Consider the following 21,618-nt stretch of genomic DNA (forward strand, 5'->3'; position numbering starts at 1 on the left):
GGACAGGCTTCAGCCAATATTTTTTGGCGGGGTGTTTTTCGGCTGGCTTTTCTGCGGGATCAGCGTCACCCAGTAGCGGGTGCGCGAATGCACTTGCAGCGGCAGGCTGGCGGCCAGCAGCGACAGCACGCGGTCGGTGTTGTCGAGACGGAAGCTGCCGGTGACGCGCAAGGCTTCCAGTTCCGGGTCCCAGCGCAGCAGGCCCGGACGATAGCGACTCAGCTCGCGCAGGAAGTCCCCCAGCGGCTGGTTCTGCGCCATCAGCACGCCGTCGCGCCAGCCCGGCAACTGCGCGTCGAAGGCATCGATCTGCCCGACGCCCTCCGCGCGCAGCCGGACCCGCTGGCCTTCGCGCAACACCAGTTGCGGCCCGAACAAGGGTTGCAGCTGCACCGAGCCGCTGACCACCGACACCCGGCAATCGTGCTCGTTGAGGCGCACGCAGACTTCGCTGCGGCTGACGATGATGCGCCCGTAACGCGCCTGGATGGTCAGCGGCGCGCTGCCCGCCACCTTGAGCGCCATCTCGCCGCGCACCAGGGTCACTTGCCGCGCACCCAGGTCGACGTTGACTGCGCTGGCGGTGTTCAACTGCAAGGAGCTGCCATCGGCCAGGGGCACTGTGCGGTGTTCACCGGTGCCGGTCTGCAGGTCGGCGCGCCATACGTCCAGGGGTAACTGGCGGGTCAGCAGCCAGGCGGTCGGCACCAGTGCGGCGACGCCGAGGGCGCGCTTGAGTACCGCGCGCCGCGACGGCTCGGGACGATCCAGGGTGGCCAGCGCCAGGGCCGACGGCAGCGCGGAGAAACGCTGGCGCAGCTGCTGCGCCTTCTGCCAGGCGCTTTCGTGACGGCTGTTGCTGTTGCGCCAGTGCTGCAAGCGGGCGTGATCGTCGGCGTTGGCCGCGCCGGATTCCAGCAGCGCCAGCCACTGGGCCGCGGCGCGGGCCACTTCGCGGGTTTCGCTGGACGGCGCCGAGCGCATCACAGCTCCACCAGCAGGCAGTGTTCGTAGGCCTGGGCCATGTAGCGCTTGACGGTGCGTTCCGAGACGTCGAGGCGTTCGGCGATCTCGCGGTAGCCCAGCCCTTCCAGCTGGCTCCAGAGAAATGCCCGGCGCACCAGCGGCGGCAGGCCGTCGAGCAGTTCGTCGAGGGCTTGCAGGGTTTCCAGCAGCACCCAGCGCTGTTCCGGGGACGGCACGCTGTCTTCGGGCAGGCTGGCCAGCGCGTCCAGGTAGGCCTGTTCGAGTTTGCGCCGGGTATAGAAGTTGCTCAGCAGGCGCTTGCCCACGGTCACCAGGTAGGCCCGCGGCTCGCGCAGGTCGACCAGTTGCTGGGAGCTGGTGAGCACGCGCAGGAAGGTGTCCTGGCTCAGGTCCGCCGCATCCCAGGCGTTGCCCATGCGCTGGCGCAACCAACTCTCGAGCCAGCTTCGATGGTCGCGGTACAGGGCATGTAGGCTTTGCTCCGGTGGCGTCGCTGCTTCAATCATGTCAAGAGCCCTGCGCGAAGGATTATTCAAATGAGACTGATTCTAATTAATATTCATAAGGCAAACCAAGTCCTTTCGTGTGATACGCGTCTAGTTTTCATCTGACGGGGAAAATCGGCGGGCGCCCTGGGACCATGGTCCCAGGGGCATGCAGCGTTCCAGGCGCAGGGCCTTGTCGGGGGCTGGAACAGCGCCCGGCCCCTTGCGGGCCGGGCACGGGTGCGCGGGTTACACGCCCATCAACGGGTCGCTGATGCTGTGGGCCCCGGTTTCCAGGCGCCCGGCCAGGCGGCGCAGCCAGCCGCCCTCGGCACGCACGGTCAGGTCGTACCAGCCGCCGCTGGCCTGGCAGGCGAACATCTGGTGGATCTCGCTGCGCCCGGGCACGTCGAAGCGCCATGGCCCCTGATGGGTGTAGGGGCAACGGTCGATGGTGATCGACACCGGCTCCTTGCCCGGGTTGCTCAGGGTCAGCTGCAGGTTGTTGCCGCGGCTGAACATCGACACCTCGGGCTGACGCTCCAGCAGGTTGCCGTGGAAGCTGCGGTGGAAACCGTTGGGCCCCAGCAGCCACAGCTTGTAGCGCCCCGCCGTCTGCCAGCTGTCCTTGAGCTGCTTGCCCGCCTCCACCGTATAGCGCCGGGGAATGTCCAGCAGGTGCAGGCGATCGTAGACATGGAACACCGCGCCCTGCTCCCCGCTGTTCTGCAGGCTCAGGGTCAGGCTCAACGCCTTGCGCTTGGCCTTGGCTTCGACATTCAGCCGATACGGCAAGGCCCGCGACGGCCGGGCCACGCGCTGCTGCTGCGGCAGTTGCTGGCGACTGGCGTCCGGCAGCGGCACCTGGGCCAGTTGTTCCTGGCGCTGGCGCAGCAGGTCCGCGGCCTGGCGGGTGGTGGTGTGCAGCGGCGGGAGGATCTCGCTGTTGGGATTGACGAAGTTGAAGGCCGAGGTCAGGTCGCCGCACACCGCGCGGCGCCAGGCGCTGATGTTCGGCTCGCGCACGCCGAAGCGCTTCTCGAGAAATTGCAGGACCGAGGTGTGGTCGAACGCCTGGGAGTTGACCCAGCCGCCGCGGCTCCACGGCGACAGCACCAGCATCGGCACCCGCGGGCCGGGGCCGTAGATGCCACCGTCCGGACGCGGTTGCTGGGTGGTCCCCGGTGGCGCCGGGTGGGTGAACACCTCGCTGTCGAAATCCACCGTCGACTTGCCGGCGAAGCTGCCGTCCAGGCGCCGCGAAGGCGCCGAGGGCGACGGCACATGGTCGAAGAAACCGTCGTTCTCGTCGTAGTTGACCAGCAGCACGGTCTTGCTCCAGACCTCGGGGTTGTCGGTCAGCGCCTTGAGGATTTCCTGGGTGAACCAGCCGCCCTGCACCGGGCTCGACGGCCCCGGGTGCTCGGAATAGGTGGCCGGCGCGACGATCCAGCTGACCTTGGGCAGCTTGCCCTGCTGCACGTCGTTGCGAAACCCCGCGATCATGCCTTCCAGATCGCTGCCGCTGCGGGCCGGCAAGGTGTTGCCATTGCCCTTGTACAGCGGCACCCGGGCATTCAGCGCGTCGCTGTAAGGCACGAAGGCGGTGAAGTCTTCCGGCGGCTGCGCCGGGTTGCCGGCCGCCACGCTGGCGCGGCGGTACTGGCGGAAACCGGCCAGCGGGTTGTCGCCGAAGTTGTCCGGCAGGTACTGGTAGATCTTCCAGCTGACGCCCCGCTCTTCCAGGCGCTCGGGGTAGGTTTTCCAGGTGTAGCCGACGTCCACCGCGCCCGGCCCGTCCCATTCGTTGACCACCGCGGCCACGTTGGCCCCGGTCGGACCGTTGGTGCCGGTCCAGTGGAACAGGCGGTTGGGGTTGGTCCCGGCGTGCACCGAACAGTGGTAGGCATCGCACAGGGTGAAGGTGTTGGCCAGGGCGAACTGGAACGGCAGCTCCTGTTCGCGGTAGTAGCCCATGGAGGTGTTGGTCTTGAAGGTCGGCCAGGCGCTCATGCGCCCGCTGCCCCAGGCCGCGTGCTCGTCGATCCACGAATGCGGCGTGCCGTTGACCCGCTGCGCGTTGCCCCGCGAGCTGTCCAGGTGATACGGCAGCACCACGCGCCCGACGCCCTGCTGCTCCCACACCGAACGCTTGCCGGGCAGCGGGATGGTGAAGCGATCGCTGAAACCGCGGACCCCGGGCAAGGTGCCGAAGTAATGGTCGAAGGAGCGGTTTTCCTGCATCAGGATCACCACGTGCTCGACGTCGCGAATGGTGCCGGTGCGGTTGTTGGCGGGGATCGCCAGGGCCTGGCGGATGGAGTCTGGCAGTAAGGTAAAGGCCGATCCGATGGCGGCGGCCTGCATGAGCTTCCTGCGAGTGAGAGTAGGCATACGCGGTTGAATTCCTTGAAGTTACAGGGCGGGAAATAGCGACCCACGCAAAGTAGTGACCTCAAGTAACAAGCAAGTTACACGGCGGTTGCAGGCCGGGGTCAAGGCATTCATTGATCCTGATACAGCCGCATTAACCCTCTAAGCCTATGATTTTTAATTACATTTCTAAATAAAGAATATTTCGTGAACTTCATCCAGAGTTGCTCCTTGTATTCGGAAAAATCTGACGGCGTTCTGCTTTAATCCTATTTGCACAATGCCCTACTTCAGTTTGCAAGGAGCAATCATGGACTCGACCCAGCACTACGAGGGGGAAAGGAAGCGCATCGAGAACCGCCGTGCTGCATTGGGTCTCAAATACCTTCCCGCGCCGGACGGCCAGCCCCTCAAGACCTGGGGCCTGGCGCTGTCCGGCGGCGGCATCCGCAGCGCCACCTTTTGCCTGGGGGTGTTGCAGGCGATGGCCCGGGCCAACGCGCCGGAACAGGCCAACCCACGCAAGTCGAGAACAGCGCAAGACAACCTCACCACCACCCTGCTGCCGCGTTTCGACTACCTCTCCACGGTCAGCGGCGGCGGTTATATCGGCAGTTTCTTCTCCAGCCTGTTCATCCCCAATCGCCTGCGCCGCGAGCAGGCCCAGGAGCGCGCCGAAGCCTCGCACCTGTCGCCCGCCCAGCAAGCGGCCAGGACCGCCGCGATCAACGCCTATGAGGTGCTGCACTACGAGCCGCCGGGACGCATCAGCACCGCCATCGACTTTTCCAGCGAAAAAGACATCGGCAAGGGCCCCACTGCCTGGCTCCGGGAGAACGGCCGCTACCTGACTCCGACCGGCTCGGGGGACGCGCTCTACGCCCTGGCGATCACCTGGCGCAACTGGCTGTCGCTGCACTTCGTCATCGGCATGCCGATCGTCCTGCTGCTGTCGTTGCTGATGCTGTTGCAGGTGAAGTACCTGCCCAATCTGTTCCTGCTGCCCGGCGCGCTGTTCATCCTCGGCTTGCTGCCCTGCTGCCTGGCCTATTGGCTGGTGCTGCCGAAAAACAGCCTGAGCAATCCGCCGGCCCTGAGCAACCTGGCGGCCGCGGCCTGCACGGTGATGGCGCTGCTCTTCGTCGGTATCTGGGCGCTGCTGCAACAGCCAGACGACAGGCCGAACGTGCGCTACCTGTTCCTCGGGTTCGCCGCCATCGCGCTGCTGGGCATCGTCTACGCCTGGCTGCTGATCTGGCACCTGAAGTACCGGACCCGCAAGGCCAACGACGAAGACGGGATCTTTACCGTGCGCAACTACCGGGTCGCAGTCACCCGGGTGCTGTCGCAGGTCATCATGGCCCTCGGCGCGCTGCTGTTCGCCGCGTTCCTGGTGTCGCTCTCCGAAGCGATCTACCTGCACCTGCAGAGCCTGACCCAGGGCACCGTCGGCATCCTTCCACTGCTGATCTGGCTGGTGCGCCGCCTGGCGCTGTTGCGGGACGAGAAGAGCCTGCCGGACTGGCTGCGCCTGCTGCCCCTGGAGGTCATGAGCCTGATCGGCGGCCTGCTGTTGCTGGCCGCGGTCTGCCTGGTGTGGATGCTGTTCGTTCTGTGGGTCACCGCCGATGGCGGTATCCGCCTGCAGGAAGACGGCTATGTGCTGCGGCTGGCCGTGCTGGCGGGCGTCGCGGCGGCCCTGACCTGGGTCAGCAGCCGCTTCGTCGGCTTCCTCAATACCTCGTCCTTGCAGTCCTACTACAGCGCCCGCCTGGTTCGCGCCTACATGGGCGCCACCAACGGCAAGCGCTTCGACGGCACGCCCGAGCAACGGCGCAAGCACATGAGCGTGGCCGAGCCGCTGAGCAACGACGACATCAGCGTCGAGCACTACTACGGCACGCCCAGCGCCGGCCCGCTGCACCTGATCAACGTGACCATGAACCTCACGGTCGACCCGGCCGAACAACTGGTGCAGCGCGATCGCAAAGGCAAGCCGCTGTGCCTGGCGCCGGGCAGCGTCAAGGGCGAAGGGAGCTTCATCCTCGACGGCAAGGTCTATCAGCGCGACGTGGACAACATCCCCGCTTCGGAAATCGCCTACCCGCTGACCATCGGCCAATGGATAGGCGTTTCCGGCGCGGCCTTCACCACCGGCCTGGGACGCGCCACCAGCCTCGGCATGTCGCTGCTGCTGGGCCTGGCCAACGTGCGCCTGGGCAACTGGTGGCCCAGCGGCTTTATCGAGGACAGGCCGGAAAAACCCAAGCAGTCCCTGGGCCTGAAGCTGTCGCACTGGCTGCCGACCCAGACCTACCTGTTCTACGAATTGACCGCGCACTTCCATGGCCATCGGCGCGACTATCAGTACCTCTCCGACGGCGGCCACTTCGAGAACACCGCGGCCTACGAACTGCTGCGCGAGGCACGCCAGGTCGAGCTGATCGTGATGTGCGACTGTGGCTGCGACCCCGATTACCAGTTCGACGACCTGAGCAACCTCATCCGCCTGGCGCGCATCGACCATGGCCTGGAGATCAGGGAAGACACGCAGATCGCCGATGACGAGGTGCTGGGCAAGGTGTTCGCGCGCATGGAGTACTTCAAGACCGCGCCTTCGCCGGCGGACCTGCATTGCGCGCTGCTGCTCAACGTCTACGCCTGCACCAAGCCAGACACCCTGATCAGCCGCATCCTGGTGCTCAAGCCACGGCTGATCGCCTCGGTATCGCCGGACGTGCAGAACTACGCGCTGATCAACCAGTCCTTCCCCAACCAGCCCACCGTCGACCAGTTCTTCGACGAAGCGCAGTTCGAGAGCTATCGCAAGCTCGGTTTGAGCATTGGCCAGGAAGTCTTCGGCAATGGGCTCAACGGCAATACCATCGCCCAGGCGCTGTGGCGCTACCTGCGCGAGCACCCTGAGGGAAGCGCGCACGAGGATGACCAGGCCAGGCCGCCGCGGCCGAGCCGCAACGGCCAGCGCCGCCCTTCGGCCGACCGCGATCCCCGCGCATGAGGTGTGAAATGGCGACGAGCCTGCGGGCCCACGGTCAGCCAAGCCTCAACGCTGGCCGCGGCGCAGGGTCTCGCTCGGCAGTTCCTTGAACAGCGCGCGGTAGCTGCTGGAGAACCGCCCGAGGTGCCAGAACGACCAGCGCATGGCCACCTCGGCCACGGTGGTTTCGTCCGGGCCGCGGCTGAGCAGTTCACGGTGCGCGCTGTTCAGCCGGCGCAGGCGCAGCCACTGGGTCGGCGCCATGCCGGCGAAGGCCCTGAACGCGCCTTGCAACTGGCGCAGGGAAACCCCGGCCACCTGCGACAACTCCAGCAGGTTGAGGCTGTCTTCCGGGCCGTCCGCCGCCCATTCCGCGACCCGCTGCATGATCGCCCGCTCCTCGGCGCGCCGGCGCAGGCCGCCGCCGTCCAGGCGCACACAGGCGTTGTCGAGGATAAACAGGCAGTCGTCGAGCAGCTGCTGGGTCAGGGCTTCGCGACTCGGAGGGTCGAGGGTCTGTGACAGGCGCGTCAGGGTCGCGCTGAGCCAGCGGCTGAACAAGGCGTTCTGCCCGCAGTTGAGCGGCGCCAGGAACAGGCCGTCGAGGCGCTGCGCGTCGAGGCCATGGCCGCGGACGAATTCCGGGCCGAACACCACGGCGATTTCCTGGTAGTTCTCCGGGGTGATCCAGATGTTGCGGCTCTCGCCGTTGAGCAGGTACAGGGCGTTGTCGCTGCGATCGAAACAGAACGCCAAAGAGTCCTCGGGCGCGCTGAAATTCTGCTCGACCCGGGTGTTCATGCACTCCTCGTAGATCTGCACCCCTTGCAGGTCCAGGTAACGCACCTGCCCGGCGAAATGCCCGGGCGACATCTGCTGGTAATGCTGCACCCAACCCGGGGTGGCACGGATCTGATCGGCCACATCGAAGGTGTTGAAGGCCTGGACCTGGAGAGCTGTCGACGCTGTCATGAAGGGACCTTGCGCACTCTTTTGGTGCGCTTTGGTGCTGCTTAAAGTGGATAGATGGAACCGCAAGGCTTGCCCAAGATAGTCGCCAACGCGCCACAGGGGAAGCCTTGCCGGGCCAGCCCAAGCACTGGCGCGTCACCGACAATCATTGACGAGGTCCTTATGAATGCCCCTTTCGATCAGCTGTCTGCCTGGCTGAAAGAACACAAGATTACCGAAGTGGAATGCGTGGTCAGCGACCTGACCGGCATCGCCCGCGGCAAGATAGCGCCCACCAACAAGTTCCTGCATGAGCGAGGCATGCGCCTGCCGGAAAGTGTGCTGTTGCAAACGGTAACCGGGGACTTCGTCGACGACGATATCTACTACGACCTGCTGGACCCGGCCGACATCGACATGGTCTGCCGCCCCGACGCCTCGGGCATTTACCTGGTGCCCTGGGCCATCGAGCCGACCGCCATCGTCATCCACGACACCTTCGACAAGTTCGGCAACCCTATCGAGCTGTCGCCGCGCAACGTGCTGAAGAAAGTCCTGCAGCTGTACGCCGACAAGGGCTGGCAGCCGATCGTCGCGCCGGAAATGGAGTTCTACCTGACCCAGCGCTGCGAAGACCCGGACCTGCCATTGAAGGCGCCGCTGGGCCGCTCCGGCCGGGCCGAGAGCGGCCGCCAGTCGTTCTCCATCGACGCCGCCAACGAATTCGATCCGCTGTTCGAGGACGTCTACGACTGGTGCGAAGCCCAGGGCCTGGACCTCGACACGCTGATCCACGAAGACGGCCCGGCGCAGATGGAAATCAACTTCCGCCACGGCGACGCCCTCGACCTGGCCGACCAGATCACCGTGTTCAAGCGCACCCTGCGCGAGGCCGCGCTCAAGCACAACGTCACCGCCACCTTCATGGCCAAGCCGGTGGCCGACGAACCCGGCAGCGCCATGCACCTGCACCAGAGCGTGGTCGACAGCGCCACCGGCAAGCCGATCTTCGCCGACGCCGAGGGCCGCATGAGCGAGCTGTTCCGTCATCACATCGGCGGCCTGCAGAAATACATCCCCCAGGTGCTGCCGATGTTCGCGCCCAACGTCAATTCGTTCCGCCGCTTCCTGCCGGACACCTCGGCGCCGGTCAACGTCGAATGGGGCGAAGAGAACCGCACCGTCGGCCTGCGCGTGCCGACCTCCAGCCCGGAAGCCATGCGCGTGGAAAACCGCCTGCCCGGCGCCGACGCCAACCCCTACCTGGCCATCGCCGCCAGCCTGCTGTGCGGTTACCTGGGCATGGTCGAGGGCATCGAGCCGAGCGCCGCGGTGGAAGGCCGGGCCTACGAGCGGCGCAACCTGCGCCTGCCGATCACCATCGAAGACGCCCTGACCCGCATGGAAGAGTGCCCGACCCTCGAGCGCTACCTGGGCAGCAAGTTCGTGCGCGGCTACGTGGCGGTGAAACGCGCCGAGCACGAGAACTTCAAGCGCGTGATCAGCTCCTGGGAACGCGAGTTCCTGTTGCTCAGCGTCTGAGGCTTGCGCGCTTTCGCACACACCGTTGTAGCCGCTGCGGAGCGCCAGCGAGGCTGCGATCGATGGCGCAGCCATCGCCAGACCGTCGCACGCGGTGTACCTGATGCAAGGCGGTTGCCGGGTTTGCGTCGGCTGCGCCGCCGATCGCAGCCTCGCTGGCGCTCGGCAGCGGCTACAGGGGGACCGGGCTACAGGGCTTCATGAATTTGGCAAACCAATAACAACCGCAAAAGGGGTATCGCTATGCGTCTATGGAAATCGGTGGTTCCGCTGGCCCTGACGGTGCTGTTCGGCGCCACGGCCCAGGCTGAATCGAAAGTCAGCGTGTACAACTGGACCGACTATATCGGCGAGACCACCCTCGCCGACTTCCAGGCAAAAACCGGGACCCGGGTGATCTACGACGTCTTCGACTCCAACGAAACCCTGGAAGGCAAGCTGCTGGCCGGCCGCACCGGCTATGACGTGGTGGTGCCGTCCAACCACTTCCTGGCACGGCAGGTCAAGGCCGGGGCCTTTCTCAAGCTGGACCGCGCGCAGTTGCCGAACTGGCAGAACCTCGACCCGAAACTGCTGGCCCTGCTGGAACAGAACGACCCCGGCAACCAGTACTCGGTGCCTTACCTGTGGGGCACCAACGGCATCGGCTACAACGTCGACAAGGTCAAGCAGGTGCTGGGCGTCGACAGGATCGATTCCTGGGCGGTGTTCTTCGAACCGGAGAACCTGAAGAAGCTCAGCCAGTGCGGCGTGTCGATGATGGACTCGCCGGACGAAGTGTTCCCGGCGGTGCTCAACTATATGGGCCTGGACCCGCGCAGCGAAAACCCCGCGGACTACAAGAAGGCCGAAGCCAAGCTGCTGGCGATCCGTCCCTACATCACCTACTTCCACTCCTCCAAGTACGTCTCGGACCTGGCCAACGGCAATATCTGCCTGGCCTTCGGTTATTCCGGCGACGTGTTCCAGGCCGCCAATCGCGCCAAGGAAGCCAAGAACGGGGTGAAGATCGCCTATTCGATTCCCAAGGAAGGCAGCAACCTGTGGTTCGACCTGCTGGCGATCCCGGCGGACGCGAGCAACCCCAAGGAGGCCCATGCCTTTATCAACGACCTGCTGGACCCGCAGGTGATCGCCAAGGTCAGCGCCTACGTCGGCTACGCCAACCCCAACCCGGCGTCCCAGCAATTCATGGCCCCTGAGCTGGTGAACAACCCCGAGGTCTACCCACCCCAGGCGGTGCTCGACAAGCTGTATATCTCCAGCACCCAAAGCCCGCAGACCATGCGCCTGATGACCCGCGCCTGGAGCAAAGTGAAGTCCAACAAATGAACCAGCACAGCCACGCGCAACACACCCGCTCCTACTACGCCGCCTCGGCCAACGCGCTGCCGGACTACCCGCCGCTGGATACTGACCTAAATGCAGACCTGAGCGCCGATGTCTGCGTGATCGGCGGCGGTTTCACCGGGGTCAACACCGCCATCGAACTGGCGCAGCGTGGCCTGTCGGTGATCCTCCTGGAAGCCCGGCGCATCGGCTGGGGCGCCAGCGGGCGCAACGGCGGGCAACTGATCCGCGGCATCGGCCACGACGTCAGCGGTTTTGCCCGCTACGTCGGCGCCGAGGGCGTGCGCTACCTGGAGCAGGCCGGCATCGACTCGGTGGCGCTGGTCGGCCAGCGCGTGCGCGAACACGGCATCGACTGCGACCTGCGCTGGGGCTTCTGCGAGCTGGCCAATACCCCGGCGCAGTTCGCGGCGTTCCAGGCCGAGCAGGAGCATCTGGCGGCGCTGGGCTACGTGCATGAAACCCGCCTGGTGGCCCCGCAGGACATGGCCCAGGTGGTGGCCTCGTCGCGCTATGCCGGGGGCCTGGTGGACATGGGTTCCGGGCACCTGCACCCGCTCAACCTGGTGCTCGGCGAGGCCGCCCTGGCCCGGTCGCTGGGGGTGCGGATCTTCGAGCAGAGCCCGGTGCTGGAACTGATCCACGGCGACAGCGTGCAGGTGCGCTGCGCCAACGGCACGGTGCGCGCCGGCAGCCTGGTGCTGGCCTGCAACGCCCACCTGGATGACCTGGAGCCACGGCTGAGCGGCAAGGTGCTGCCGGCGGGCAGCTACATCATCGCCACCGAGCCCCTGGCGCCGGCCCTGGCCGCCGAACTGATCCCGCAGAACCTGGCGCTCTGTGACCAGAAAGTCGGCCTCGATTACTACCGGCTCTCGGCGGACCGGCGCCTGCTGTTCGGCGGCGCCTGTCACTACTCCGGGCGCGACCCGGCGGACATCGGCGCCTATATGCGGCCCAAGCTGCTCAAAGTGTTCCCACAGTTGGCGCACGTGGGCATCGACTACCAATGGGGCGGCAAGATCGGCATCACCGCCAACCGCTTCCCCCAGGTCGGGCGCCTGCGCCAGTACCCCAACGTGTATTACGCCCAGGGTTACTCCGGGCACGGGGTCAACGTCACCCACTGGACCGCGCGCCTGCTGGCCGAAGCCATCCACGCCGGCCACAGCCGGGGCCTGGATATCTTCAGCGCAGTGCCGCACATGACCTTCCCCGGCGGCCCGGCCCTGCGCGCGCCGCTGCTGGCGCTGGGCATGCTGTGGCATCGGTTGCGCGAGGTGCTGGGCTAAGGCAGTAACTGCGCAAGCGAATGGACCACCGCTATCGCGAGCAAGCTTCGCTCCTACAGAAGCGAGCGCCAGACGTGGACTACCCGGCGCTCCACAAACCTGTAGGAGCCAGCGGGCGGCGACCCGGCTTGCCGGCGATGGCGTCATCGAATGCGCCGCCATCATCCCTGGCAGCTCGCTGCGATCATTGCCACACAGGCTGGCCTGAAACCTCGACCGGTGCGAAGATGCGCGCCGCAAACCGGCTTGCTAAGGAATGGCATCATCAAAGCGCTCACTGCTCTCGTCCTGCTCGGCACACTCGCCCTCTCGGGCTGCGGCACCCTGATAGCCCGCAGTCAGTACAGCTCCTACGACCTCTACAAAGGCACCCAGGAGAATATCCAGCTGCTGACCATGCGCGGCGCCAGCGGCTACGAGGGCTACAACACGATGTTCTGCTGGATAACCATCGTCTGTCCGCTGGTGGCGGTGGTGAGCCTGCCGGTGGATGCGGCGGTCGATACCGTGCTGCTGCCCTACGACGCCAAGGGCGTTTATTACTGAAGCCGCGTTTGGTCGATAGCGGCATGGGTGAATGGACCACCGCTATCGCGAGCAGGCTTCGCTCCTACAGAAGCGAGTGCCAGATACGGACTACCGGGCGCTCCACAAACCTGTAGGAGCCAGCGGGCGGCGATCCGGCTTGCCAGCGATGGCGATCTCAAATGCGCCGCTGTCATCCCTGGCAAGCATCGGCAAACCGTCACCACTCAGCCCGCCACCACAGGCTCGGCCACCACCCCACGCAACCGGCACGGCGCGCCCAGACGGTCGAGCCGCGGGCGGCCGAACAGGTAGCCCTGGCCCCACTCGCCGCCGCAGGCGGTGGCGAGGGCGCGGTCGGCTTCGCTCTCGATGCCTTCGATGATCACGCAGGGCGCCAGGGTCTTGCACAGCTGCACCAGGTGTTTCAGGGTCTGCACGCTGTTGGGTTCGCTGCGGGCGCGTTGCAGGTAACCCTGGTCGATCTTGACCATGTCGGGGCGGGTCTGGCGGATGAACTCCAGGGTGCCCAGGCCGGCGCCGAAGTCGTCCACCGCCACCCGGCAGCCCAGTTCGCGCAGGCACAGGACAAACTCGATGGCCGCCTCGGGGCTCGGCGGCGTGGCGCTTTCGGTGATTTCGATCACCAGGCGCGCAGCCACCGAAGGCGCGTCGCGCAACTGCGCGAGGGTGGCGGACCAGAACGGATCGATGATCGCGCTCTGCGCCGAGATATTGCAGCCCAGGCGCAGGTGCTCGTCCTCCAGCAGGCGCTCGATCACGCACCCCACCACGCTGCGGTCCAGCTCGCGCATCACCTGATGGCGCTCGAGCATGGCGAACGGGTAGACGCCATTGCCCGGCTGCTCGACATGGCGCAGCAAACCTTCCTGGTACAGCACCCGGTTGGCGTCGGGCAGCCACACCACCGGCTGGAAGGCCAGCGCCAGTCGCCCCTGCGCCAGTTCCCGATAAAAGTCTTTGACGCTTTGCATGACAGATCCGTAGTCGAAGCGGCGACAGCGCGCCGGGTGGGTTGGCCAGGATGCGTCGGCGCGCCCGACGAGATAATGGCTCATTGCCACTTATGATCCCCCCTGCCCGAGCGGCTCGAAAGTGTTCCCGGATACCTTTCGTTTGTCCTTGGAAACACCGCACCGCCCTTTCTCGACTGTGGCCCAGGGTTTATTGCGATCATGCGCCGGCGCCAATGACATCAATTAGCCACCAGTCCAGGAAGTACTATGCACAGAATGACCGGCACCAGTTTCCGGGTGCTTGCCGATGTCCTGACCGATGCAGGCGTCAAGGTCGAGGCCTTGCTCAAGCGCCACGGCAGCAGCCACCAGGAGGCCTGTGAAAACCCCACGGGCGTCAGGCTGGAGCTGGTCTACGCGGTGCTGCAGGACGCCGTGCACCTCTGCGGCAACCCGGACCTCGGCCTGCTGGCGTACACCAAGGCCCACCCGGCCAACCTGGAAGTGCTCGGCTATGCGCTGATGTCCGGCGCCACCCTGGACACCGCGCTGCAACGCCTGGTGGACTATCACTCGCTGGTCAGCAACGGCTTTTACCTGCGCCTGGAGCGCAGCCCCCAGGCCGTCACCCTGATCGGCTTCGACCTCGCCCTCGAACCGGGCCTGGTGCCACGGGCCTTCATCGATGCCGGCGCCGCGCAGACCCTGGGCCTGGTGCACTGGCTACTGCCCGGGCGCAAGCCGCAACCGCTGGCGGCGAGCTTCACCTACCAGCGGCCGGCGGACACCCGTGCCCTGGAGCGCCTGCTGGGGCCCAACCTGCAGTTCGACGCGCCCTACAACAGCCTGAGCTTCAGCCCGCGCGATTGCGCGACCGCCCTGCCCAGCGCCGACCCGGCCCTGGACGTGCTGCACATGGAATACGCGCGCAGCCGCCTCAAGCTGCTGCTCGATGGCTCGATGACCGCGCAGGTAAGGCGGGTACTGTCCGAGCGCCTGGCCCAGGGCGGGCCCAGCGACCTGCGGCATATCGCGCAGTTGGTGGGGGTCAGCAGCCGCAGCCTGCAACGGCGCCTGGGCAGCGAGGACATGCACTTCTCGGCCCTGCTCGACGAGGCACGGCTGATGCTCGCCCACAGTTTCCTGCGCAACTCGGCGCGCAGCGTCAAGTACATCGGCGCCCTGCTCGGCTTTCGCGACCAGAGCAGCTTTCACAAGGCCTGCCGCCGCTGGTTCGGCATGACCCCGGGGCGTTATCGCCAGGAAGGCTGAACACAAACGACCAAACAAAAACTGTAGAAGCGAGCTTGCTCGCGATGGACATTAACGATTGCGCGTACCGACTGGATGAACGCGACGCTCTTGAGTCCATCGCGAGCAAGCTCGCTCCTACAGGGGGGGCAGGATTCAGCGATGGCTGGCCTGCAATGGCGGCTGCGCCTGGGGCATGGCCGAAGAGTGGTGGTTGAGGATCTTCCACTGGCCGTCGATGCGCTCGTAGAGGAAGGTGTAGCGCGCCTGGACCTGGCGGGTCGCGCCACCGGCCTCGTGCAGGGTGAAGGTGTAGACGCCGCTGTCCATGGCTGCGTCCGGGCCCAGGTGGCGGATTTCCCGGTAGTTGATCTGGCCCACCGGCTTGCCCGCGAGGAAATGCTCGAAGTAATCCTGGATCTGCGCCGGGGTGGTGCGCACCTGGTTCGATACGGTTGGCTGAAGGATCGCGTCGGCGGCGTAAAGACTGGTTACGTTTTTTGCGCTGCCGGTTTGCAGGGCCGCGTTCCAGCGATCGAACAGGCCGGCGATCTCCCGGTCGCCCTGGCTCTGCGGCTGCGCGGCGACGGTGCGGTACACATAAGGCGTAGCGTCCAGGGCCTGGGCCAGGGGCGCGGTCAGGGCCAGCAACAGGGCAATGGCGGGGGTTGGCAGTTTCATCGGAAGGCTCCAGTGGGTTTCAATGCGCCCACTTTGCCCACCCGGCACAACCTCGCCATCGGCCAACCGGTGCCGGCGGCCTATGCCATTCGGCAGATAGGCCCACAGCCGGCAAGCGGGTCTAATGCCTGCTCGCGAGCGCACGCCCTTCACGCTGGAGCCTGTTTTTCATGCAAAGCCCGACTCACGACCCCGGCAGCGCCCTGGCCATTCGCAGCCAGTATCGCCAGTCGCAAAGCCGCGCGGCGCGCCTGCGCCTGTTGGTGGACACCGGCCAGGAACTGACCCAGTTGCCGCCCGCGGCCATGCGCCAGCGCGCCCTGCAACGGGCCTGCGCCTTTATGGCGATGGACCATGGCCTGCTGCTGGAATGGCACGCCGCCCAGCCGCCGCGGGCCACCGCCCAGCATGGCAGCAGCGAACGCCTGGCCGCCCTGCACCCGTTGGCCAAGTCTGCGACCCTGCACCCCGAATGGCTGCCGCAGACCGATGCCGCTCTACCCCAGGTGCTGCGCATTCCCCTGCCCGGCGCCGACGGCCAGGCCTTCGGCGCGCTGCTGCTGGCCAACAGCGTGGCCCTGGCCGCGCCCGACAGCGAGGACCTGGAATCCCTGCAACTGCTGGCCACCCTGTTGGCCGCGCACCTGGAAAACCAGCGCTTGCTCCAAGCCCTGCAAGCCCGGGAACGGACCATGTCGGAGCTGGTGCACCGGCTGTTCAGCGCCCAGGAGGACGAACGCAAGCGCGTGGCCTACGACCTGCACGACGGCCTCGCGCAAACCCTGGCCGGGCTGCACCAGCGCCTGCAAGGTTTTGCCGGACGCTGTCCGACATTGCCGCAAGAACTGCACGGCGAACTGCAGACCATCCTGGCCTTGGCCCAGGGTTGCGTCGGCGAGGGCCGGCAGTTGATCGGCGGCCTGCGCCCCAACGTGCTGGACGATTTTGGCTTGTACAAGGCCATCGACAAGGAAGCCGACCGCCTGCGCGACGCCGGTATCGAGGTGCACTGGCAGCAACAGTCCGGCGCACGCCTGCCGGGTGCCAGCGAGATCGCCCTGTTCCGCATCGCCCAGGAAGGCATCAACAACATCCTCAAGCATGCCCGGGCCAGCCGTGCCGAGCTGAGCCTGCAACTGGTCGATGGCCTGGCCTGGCTGACGCTGGCAGACAACGGCGTCGGCTTCGCCCTGGACAGCCCGCTGTCCAGCTGCGGCGGCCAGCACCTGGGGCTGGCGGCGATGCAGGAACGCGCCAGCCTGCTGGGCGGCGAGCTGTCCTGGCACAGCACCCCTGGCGATGGCACCCGCCTGCAAGCCCGGGTGCCGCTGCCCACTGTCGGAGAACACCCATGAACGCTGCCCTGCGCCTGGTGCTGGCGGACGACCATGAAGTCACCCGCACCGGCTTTGTCGCCCTGCTCGCCGGCCACCCGGAATTCGAGGTGGTCGGCCAGGCCCGCGATGGCCAGGAAGCCCTCGAGCTGTGCGAACGCCTGCAACCGGACATCGCCATCCTCGATATCCGCATGCCGCTGCTCAACGGCCTGGGCGCGGCGCGCCTGCTGCACCAGCGGCAACCGACGATCAAGGTGGTGATCTTCACCATGGACGACAGCCCCGATCACCTGGAAGCAGCGATTGCCGCCGGCGCGGTCGGCTACCTGCTCAAGGACGCCAGCCGCAGCGAAGTGCTCGGCGCCCTGCAACGGGTGGCCCAGGGCGAGGAAGCCCTCAACAGCACAGTCAGCGCCCGGCTGCTGCGGCGCATGGCCGAACGCAACGCCGGCGGCAACGGCGGCACCCAAGTCGTCGCCCTGACCGCCCGCGAACGCCAGGTGCTGGGGCTGGTGGCCGGCGGTTTCAGCAACCGCGAGATCGGCGAAAAGCTCGGCATCACCACCGGCACCGCCAAGGCCCATGTGGAGCGGGTAATCGGCAAGCTCGGCGCGGCGGACCGGACCCAGGCCGCGGTGCGCGGCATCGCCCTGGGGCTGGTGGCGCAGCCCGCGGGAGACTGGCCATGAGGCTGCTGGCGAGCCGGCATTGGCTCGACCTGCCCCTGCGCAGCAAGGCGCTGGTGGTGATCTCCCTGCCGCTGGTGATCCTCCTGCTGTCGCTGGTGCTGATCTACATCACCGAACGCCAGACCGCCCGCGCCGAGGAAGACGTGCGCCGGGTGCTGCTGGTGCAGGGCGATATCCAGACCGTGCACACCCTGCTCGCCGAAGCGGCGGCCAGCGTGCGCGGCTACCTGCTGACCCGCCGCGAAGACTTCCTGCCCAGCTACGAGCGCGCCCAGCCGCTGATCCAGGCCGCGCTGCAACGGCTGGACAGCAACATTCGCGATGCGCGCATGCGCGATCACCTCAAGGCCATCACCCCGCTGATCGGCCACAAGCTCGACGGCCTGGTGGCCCTGCGCAACGGCCGGCCCGACGACAGCGCCAGCATCACGGCGATCCTGATCGAGAACAAACAGGTGCTGGACGTGCTGCGCGAGCAGATCAGCGCCATGCGCATCCGCGAAGACGGCTTGCTCGCCGAGCGCAGCGCCGCGGCCTCGGCGACCCGCATGCGCCTGCTGATGGCCACGCTGCTGGCGGCGCTCTGCGGCCTGTTCGGGGCGATTGTCGCGGTGCTGTTCCTGTCCAAGGGCATCGTCGCCCGGGTGCAGCAGGTGCAAGGCAACGCCCAGCGCCTGGCCCTCGGCCAACCGCTGCGCCCGCAGGCCCCGGAACAGGACGAGATCGGCCAGCTCGGCACCCGCCTGGTGGAGGCCGGGCAACTGCTGGCCGAGCGCGAGCGGGCCCTGCGCGATAACGAAGAGCGCCTGCGGCTGATCATCGACGGGGTCAAGGACTACGGGATCTTCGCCCTCGACACCCAGGGCCGAGTCACCACCTGGAACGCCGGCGCCGAGCGGATCAAGGGCTACCGCGAACAGGAAATCCTCGGCCGGCACTTCTCGCTGTTCTACCTGCCGGAAGAATGCCCGGCGCACCCGGACATGGCCCTGCGCGAGGCCACCCGCGACGGCCATTACATGGAAGAGGCCTGGCGTTGCCGCAAGGACGGCAGCCGCTTCTGGGCCAGCGTGGTGATCACCGCGCAGTACGATGCCAGCGGCGCGCTGCGCGGTTTCTCGAAGATCACCCGCGACATCACCGACCGCCGCGCCGCGGAAATCGCCCTGCGCACCGCCCGCGAAGAAGCCGAAAGCGCCAGCCGCGCCAAGAGCGAATTCCTCTCGCGCATGAGCCACGAACTGCGCACCCCGCTCAACGCCATCCTCGGTTTCGCCCAGTTGCTGGACATGGACTCGCCCAGCGGCCAGCGGCCCCAGGTCGGGCATATCCTGCGCGCCGGCCAGCACCTGCTGACCCTGATCAACGAGGTGCTGGACATCGCCCGTATCGAGGCCGGGCACCTGCCGCTGACTGTCGAGCCGATCGCCCTGGCCTCGGCGCTGCACGAAGCCCTGACCCTGGTCTCGCCAATGGCCACCGACGCCGGCGTCCAGCTCGCTGCCCTGCCCGCGCTGAGCGAACACAGCGGGGTGATCGCCGACCGCCAGCGGCTGATCCAGGTGCTGCTCAACCTGTTGTCCAACGCCATCAAGTACAACCGGCCCCAGGGCCAGGTGCGGATCGCGGTCAAGGTCCTGGGCCCGCGAGTCGAGGTGGCGGTCAGCGACACCGGCGCCGGCATTCCCCTGGAGCGCCTGGACCAGCTGTTCCGGCCCTTCGAACGCCTGGGTGCCGACCCGCGGGTGGAAGGCACCGGCCTGGGCCTGGCCCTGAGCAAGAGCCTGCTGGAGATGATGGACGGCAGCCTGCGGGTGCACAGCACGCCGGGCCAGGGTTGCTGCTTTACCTTGCAACTACCGTTTGTCCAGGTGGCCGCGGCCGGCGCGCACCGCCCCCTGGAACAGCAGGCCCTGGAGCAGCAGGCGCTGGAGCAATCGGTGTCGGTGCTGCCGGCCCGGGTCGAGACCGTGGAATACCGTGGCCAGGTGCTGTGCATCGAAGACAACCTGTCGAGCCTGGCGCTGATCGAAACCCTGCTGCAACGCCGCCCCGGCATTCGCCTGCTGTCGAGCATGCAGGGCCAGATGGGCCTGGACCTCGCGCGCCAACATGCGCCGCAACTGATCCTGCTGGACGTCAGCCTGCCGGACCTTGCGGGCCTGGAGGTGCTGCGCCGGCTGCGGGAATCGCCGAGCACCGCCAGCACCCCGGTGCTGATGATCACCGCCGACGCCAGCGCCCTGACCCACCGCGCCCTGCTGCAGGCCGGGGCCACGGCGATCCTGACCAAGCCCATTCATATCCCGGCGTTTCTCGCCCACCTTGAGCAACATCTACCGGAGCCCGCATGAACCACGATTTGCGCATCCTGATCATCGACGACCAGCGCCCCAACCTCGACCTGATGGAGCAGTTGCTGGCCCGCGAAGGCCTGCACAACGTGCTGAGCAGCACCCAGCCGCTGCGCACCCTGGACCTGTTCAACAGCTTCGAGCCGGACCTGGTGATCCTCGACCTGCACATGCCCGAGTTCGATGGCTTCGCCGTGCTCGAACAGCTCAACCGGCGGATCCCGGCCGACGATTACCTGCCGATCCTGGTGCTGACCGCCGACGCCACCCGCGACACCCGCCTGCGGGCCCTGGCCCTGGGCGCCCGCGACTTCATCAGCAAGCCGCTGGACGCCCTGGAAACCCTGCTGCGGATCTGGAACCTGCTGGAAACCCGCGCCCTGTACAAAGCCCTGCGCCAGCAGGTACCGGCGCAGCAGATCGAGCTGCTGCGCCGGCATCGCCAGTGAGTGGGTTGGCAGCCTTAGAGGTTGTACTCATCCAGCCTCGGCGAGTCGCCCACCTGCTCGATCGACTCGGAATCGATGTCCGGCAGGTTTTGCGGCTGGTAGCTCAGTTGGCTGCCCCACGGCTGGTCGCTGTTCAGCGGCCCCTTCAGCCGAGCGGCCACTGAGGCATGGACCCGGATTTTCTGTCCGTTTTCAGGGGTGGGAATCTCCCGCGACCGGGCTTTGCCGAACGGCGGCATCGAACCGTACTCAAGGGTTCGCTTGTGGGTCCTCGGGTTCCAGACCAGGCGCGGCACCCACTCGGCGATCAGCCAGTTGCGGGTCAGGGAATTGTGGGCCTGGGCCAGCGGATCCCGTAGCACCGAGGATGCTGGATAGAGTTCGGCGCGACAGGCTTCGGCATCGATGCTCAACCCGGCCTCCAGGCACTCGCCGATCATCCAGCGCAAGGCAATCAGCGCCAGCTGCGACTCGCCGACCGGGTAACCGCCGCCCACATCCGAATGCACGCCGGCGAACCAGACCTGTTTCAGGTTCACCCCCTTGCCTTCTGCCCAGAGGTTCTGCCGGAAAAAGCTGCGGCGTTCGTCCAGGGACACCGCATGGCGGATGGTCTTCACGTCCTCGTTCCTGCGGGTGTAGGGAACGATCAGCGGGTCATACACCCAGCCCACCGAACTCACGGTGTCGAACAGCCCGAGAAAGTGAATGCTCACTGGCCGGGCAAAGCTGCCCTTGAATTCCCCCATCAACTTGAAGTCCGGTTTCTTGTCCGCGCTCATGCGCCACCAGGTGTAACTCATGGCGCGTTGACGATCGGGCTTGGGGGCGTTTCCATCGGGTTGCAGGCGAGTAGTCAGCAGCGACCAGGCAAAATCCGTCAGCTGGACCTGATGGGCGGGCAACAGGCCGATGGTATGCAGCAGCGCCGCCAGCACCCGCACCGCGTAGGAGCCGCGGGAGAAACCGAAAAGGAAAATCTGGTCACCATCCCTGTAGTTCTCCATCAGGAAGCGATAGGCATTGAGCACGTTGCGCTTGATACCCCAGCCGAACATCAGCCCGGCGATGCGCGACGGCACCTTCTGCCATTCGAACAGGGTTTCGCTGAGCCCGAAGGTGCCCACGCCCTGGTCGTAATAGGCCAGCAGCGTTTCGCTGTCCTTGGGCAGCGAGCGAAACAGCCGGACCACGTTGGTCGGCTCGTCACTGAAACGGTTGTTGGTGCCGTCGATGCAAACAATCAGCTGGCGCGCCTTGATCCTTGTGTTGTCCACGACCTGGTTCCCTCGAGAGTCGTCAAGTGAGGTTCCCGCGCGGCCAGTCGGCCAGGCGAGGACCGGTGTCACCCTACGTCCGTGTCATGACAACTGCTGC

General features: G+C 66.5%; 17 protein-coding genes. 10 read left to right on the top strand and 7 right to left on the bottom strand.

What is annotated here, in order from left to right; translation table 11 throughout:
• Positions 1–9: 9 nt before the first annotated feature.
• The 3 genes from J4D28_RS02010 to J4D28_RS02020 all read right to left on the bottom strand — a co-directional run bounded on the left by J4D28_RS02010 (position 10) and on the right by J4D28_RS02020 (position 3,866).
• Positions 10–984 carry a FecR domain-containing protein gene (locus tag J4D28_RS02010; RefSeq protein WP_009049145.1) on the bottom strand — a complete coding sequence of 325 codons (975 nt, stop codon included), beginning with the start codon at positions 982–984 and terminating at the stop codon, positions 10–12.
• Positions 984–1,493: a sigma-70 family RNA polymerase sigma factor gene (locus J4D28_RS02015; protein WP_007925423.1), complete on the bottom strand. Its 510-nt coding sequence runs from the start codon at positions 1,491–1,493 to the stop codon at positions 984–986. Before J4D28_RS02015 ends, J4D28_RS02010 begins: the two co-directional genes overlap by 1 nt.
• A 228-nt stretch (positions 1,494–1,721) precedes the next feature.
• The gene (locus tag J4D28_RS02020; RefSeq protein ID WP_053269125.1) at positions 1,722–3,866 is read right to left on the bottom strand and encodes a phosphocholine-specific phospholipase C; all 2,145 of its coding nucleotides are present in this window, start codon (positions 3,864–3,866) and stop codon (positions 1,722–1,724) included.
• Between the two features lie 289 nt (positions 3,867–4,155).
• On the opposite strand from J4D28_RS02020, the gene J4D28_RS02025 reads away from it, so the two are divergent.
• Positions 4,156–6,864, top strand: a complete 2,709-nt coding sequence (locus J4D28_RS02025) for a hypothetical protein (RefSeq protein ID WP_103330697.1) — start codon at positions 4,156–4,158, stop codon at positions 6,862–6,864.
• Between the two features lie 45 nt (positions 6,865–6,909).
• On the opposite strand, the gene J4D28_RS02030 is transcribed toward J4D28_RS02025, so the two are convergent.
• The gene (locus tag J4D28_RS02030) at positions 6,910–7,815 is read right to left on the bottom strand and encodes a helix-turn-helix domain-containing protein (protein WP_009049148.1); all 906 of its coding nucleotides are present in this window, start codon (positions 7,813–7,815) and stop codon (positions 6,910–6,912) included.
• A gap of 162 nt (positions 7,816–7,977) precedes the next feature.
• Here J4D28_RS02030 and J4D28_RS02035 point away from each other — a divergent pair, with 162 nt between their 5' ends.
• The 4 genes from J4D28_RS02035 (at position 7,978) to J4D28_RS02050 (ending at position 12,524) form a co-directional block, all read left to right on the top strand.
• Complete coding sequence (locus J4D28_RS02035) at positions 7,978–9,336, top strand: glutamine synthetase family protein (RefSeq protein WP_009049149.1); 1,359 nt, start codon at positions 7,978–7,980, stop codon at positions 9,334–9,336.
• Between the two features lie 243 nt (positions 9,337–9,579).
• Positions 9,580–10,668, top strand: coding sequence for a polyamine ABC transporter substrate-binding protein (locus J4D28_RS02040; protein WP_103330696.1), 1,089 nt, complete (start codon positions 9,580–9,582; stop codon positions 10,666–10,668).
• Complete coding sequence (locus J4D28_RS02045; protein ID WP_103330695.1) at positions 10,665–11,978, top strand: FAD-binding oxidoreductase; 1,314 nt, start codon at positions 10,665–10,667, stop codon at positions 11,976–11,978. The genes J4D28_RS02040 and J4D28_RS02045 overlap by 4 nt, the downstream gene beginning before the upstream one ends.
• Before the next feature lie 246 nt (positions 11,979–12,224).
• The gene (locus J4D28_RS02050; protein ID WP_103330730.1) at positions 12,225–12,524 is read left to right on the top strand and encodes a YceK/YidQ family lipoprotein; all 300 of its coding nucleotides are present in this window, start codon (positions 12,225–12,227) and stop codon (positions 12,522–12,524) included.
• 206 nt (positions 12,525–12,730) lie between these two features.
• Here J4D28_RS02050 and J4D28_RS02055 read toward each other — a convergent pair whose 3' ends face one another.
• The gene (locus J4D28_RS02055; RefSeq protein ID WP_028684075.1) at positions 12,731–13,498 is read right to left on the bottom strand and encodes an EAL domain-containing protein; all 768 of its coding nucleotides are present in this window, start codon (positions 13,496–13,498) and stop codon (positions 12,731–12,733) included.
• A gap of 249 nt (positions 13,499–13,747) precedes the next feature.
• Here J4D28_RS02055 and J4D28_RS02060 point away from each other — a divergent pair, with 249 nt between their 5' ends.
• Positions 13,748–14,752 carry an AraC family transcriptional regulator gene (locus J4D28_RS02060; RefSeq protein ID WP_103330694.1) on the top strand — a complete coding sequence of 335 codons (1,005 nt, stop codon included), beginning with the start codon at positions 13,748–13,750 and terminating at the stop codon, positions 14,750–14,752.
• Between the two features lie 135 nt (positions 14,753–14,887).
• On the opposite strand, the gene J4D28_RS02065 is transcribed toward J4D28_RS02060, so the two are convergent.
• Entirely contained in the window at positions 14,888–15,412 is a 525-nt protein-coding gene (locus J4D28_RS02065; protein WP_009049155.1) for an SgcJ/EcaC family oxidoreductase, read from the bottom strand.
• Positions 15,413–15,582: 170 nt separating this feature from the next.
• Between J4D28_RS02065 and J4D28_RS02070 the strand changes: the two genes are divergently transcribed.
• The 4 genes from J4D28_RS02070 to J4D28_RS02085 are packed head-to-tail and all read left to right on the top strand — an operon-like array spanning position 15,583 to position 20,241.
• Positions 15,583–16,767: a sensor histidine kinase gene (locus J4D28_RS02070; RefSeq protein ID WP_103330693.1), complete on the top strand. Its 1,185-nt coding sequence runs from the start codon at positions 15,583–15,585 to the stop codon at positions 16,765–16,767.
• Complete coding sequence (locus tag J4D28_RS02075) at positions 16,764–17,438, top strand: response regulator transcription factor (RefSeq protein WP_041983662.1); 675 nt, start codon at positions 16,764–16,766, stop codon at positions 17,436–17,438. Before J4D28_RS02070 ends, J4D28_RS02075 begins: the two co-directional genes overlap by 4 nt.
• Entirely contained in the window at positions 17,435–19,792 is a 2,358-nt protein-coding gene (locus tag J4D28_RS02080) for an ATP-binding protein (protein WP_101282545.1), read from the top strand. Before J4D28_RS02075 ends, J4D28_RS02080 begins: the two co-directional genes overlap by 4 nt.
• Positions 19,789–20,241 carry a response regulator gene (locus tag J4D28_RS02085; protein ID WP_009049159.1) on the top strand — a complete coding sequence of 151 codons (453 nt, stop codon included), beginning with the start codon at positions 19,789–19,791 and terminating at the stop codon, positions 20,239–20,241. The genes J4D28_RS02080 and J4D28_RS02085 overlap by 4 nt, the downstream gene beginning before the upstream one ends.
• 14 nt (positions 20,242–20,255) lie before the next feature.
• Here the strand turns inward: J4D28_RS02085 and J4D28_RS02090 are convergent, their stop codons facing one another.
• A complete protein-coding gene (locus J4D28_RS02090) occupies positions 20,256–21,518 on the bottom strand; it encodes a DUF2235 domain-containing protein (RefSeq protein ID WP_103330692.1) in 1,263 nt (420 codons plus the stop codon).
• Between the last annotated feature and the right edge of the window lie 100 nt (positions 21,519–21,618).

It is taken from the genome of Pseudomonas sp. GW531-T4 (assembly GCF_017349615.1).
GTDB classification, from domain to species: Bacteria; Pseudomonadota; Gammaproteobacteria; order Pseudomonadales; family Pseudomonadaceae; genus Aquipseudomonas; species Aquipseudomonas chlororaphis_I.

What these genes read in the sequence shown, in the direction of transcription:
- J4D28_RS02010 (WP_009049145.1), bottom strand. Translation starts at nt 984, where the DNA reads ATGCGCTCGGCGCCGTCCAGCGAAACCCGCGAAGTGGCCCGCGCCGCG.
- J4D28_RS02015 (WP_007925423.1), bottom strand. Translation starts at nt 1,493, where the DNA reads ATGATTGAAGCAGCGACGCCACCGGAGCAAAGCCTACATGCCCTGTAC.
- J4D28_RS02020 (WP_053269125.1), bottom strand. Translation starts at nt 3,866, where the DNA reads ATGCCTACTCTCACTCGCAGGAAGCTCATGCAGGCCGCCGCCATCGGA.
- J4D28_RS02025 (WP_103330697.1), top strand. Translation starts at nt 4,156, where the DNA reads ATGGACTCGACCCAGCACTACGAGGGGGAAAGGAAGCGCATCGAGAAC.
- J4D28_RS02030 (WP_009049148.1), bottom strand. Translation starts at nt 7,815, where the DNA reads ATGACAGCGTCGACAGCTCTCCAGGTCCAGGCCTTCAACACCTTCGAT.
- J4D28_RS02035 (WP_009049149.1), top strand. Translation starts at nt 7,978, where the DNA reads ATGAATGCCCCTTTCGATCAGCTGTCTGCCTGGCTGAAAGAACACAAG.
- J4D28_RS02040 (WP_103330696.1), top strand. Translation starts at nt 9,580, where the DNA reads ATGCGTCTATGGAAATCGGTGGTTCCGCTGGCCCTGACGGTGCTGTTC.
- J4D28_RS02045 (WP_103330695.1), top strand. Translation starts at nt 10,665, where the DNA reads ATGAACCAGCACAGCCACGCGCAACACACCCGCTCCTACTACGCCGCC.
- J4D28_RS02055 (WP_028684075.1), bottom strand. Translation starts at nt 13,498, where the DNA reads ATGCAAAGCGTCAAAGACTTTTATCGGGAACTGGCGCAGGGGCGACTG.
- J4D28_RS02060 (WP_103330694.1), top strand. Translation starts at nt 13,748, where the DNA reads ATGCACAGAATGACCGGCACCAGTTTCCGGGTGCTTGCCGATGTCCTG.
- J4D28_RS02065 (WP_009049155.1), bottom strand. Translation starts at nt 15,412, where the DNA reads ATGAAACTGCCAACCCCCGCCATTGCCCTGTTGCTGGCCCTGACCGCG.
- J4D28_RS02070 (WP_103330693.1), top strand. Translation starts at nt 15,583, where the DNA reads ATGCAAAGCCCGACTCACGACCCCGGCAGCGCCCTGGCCATTCGCAGC.
- J4D28_RS02075 (WP_041983662.1), top strand. Translation starts at nt 16,764, where the DNA reads ATGAACGCTGCCCTGCGCCTGGTGCTGGCGGACGACCATGAAGTCACC.
- J4D28_RS02080 (WP_101282545.1), top strand. Translation starts at nt 17,435, where the DNA reads ATGAGGCTGCTGGCGAGCCGGCATTGGCTCGACCTGCCCCTGCGCAGC.
- J4D28_RS02085 (WP_009049159.1), top strand. Translation starts at nt 19,789, where the DNA reads ATGAACCACGATTTGCGCATCCTGATCATCGACGACCAGCGCCCCAAC.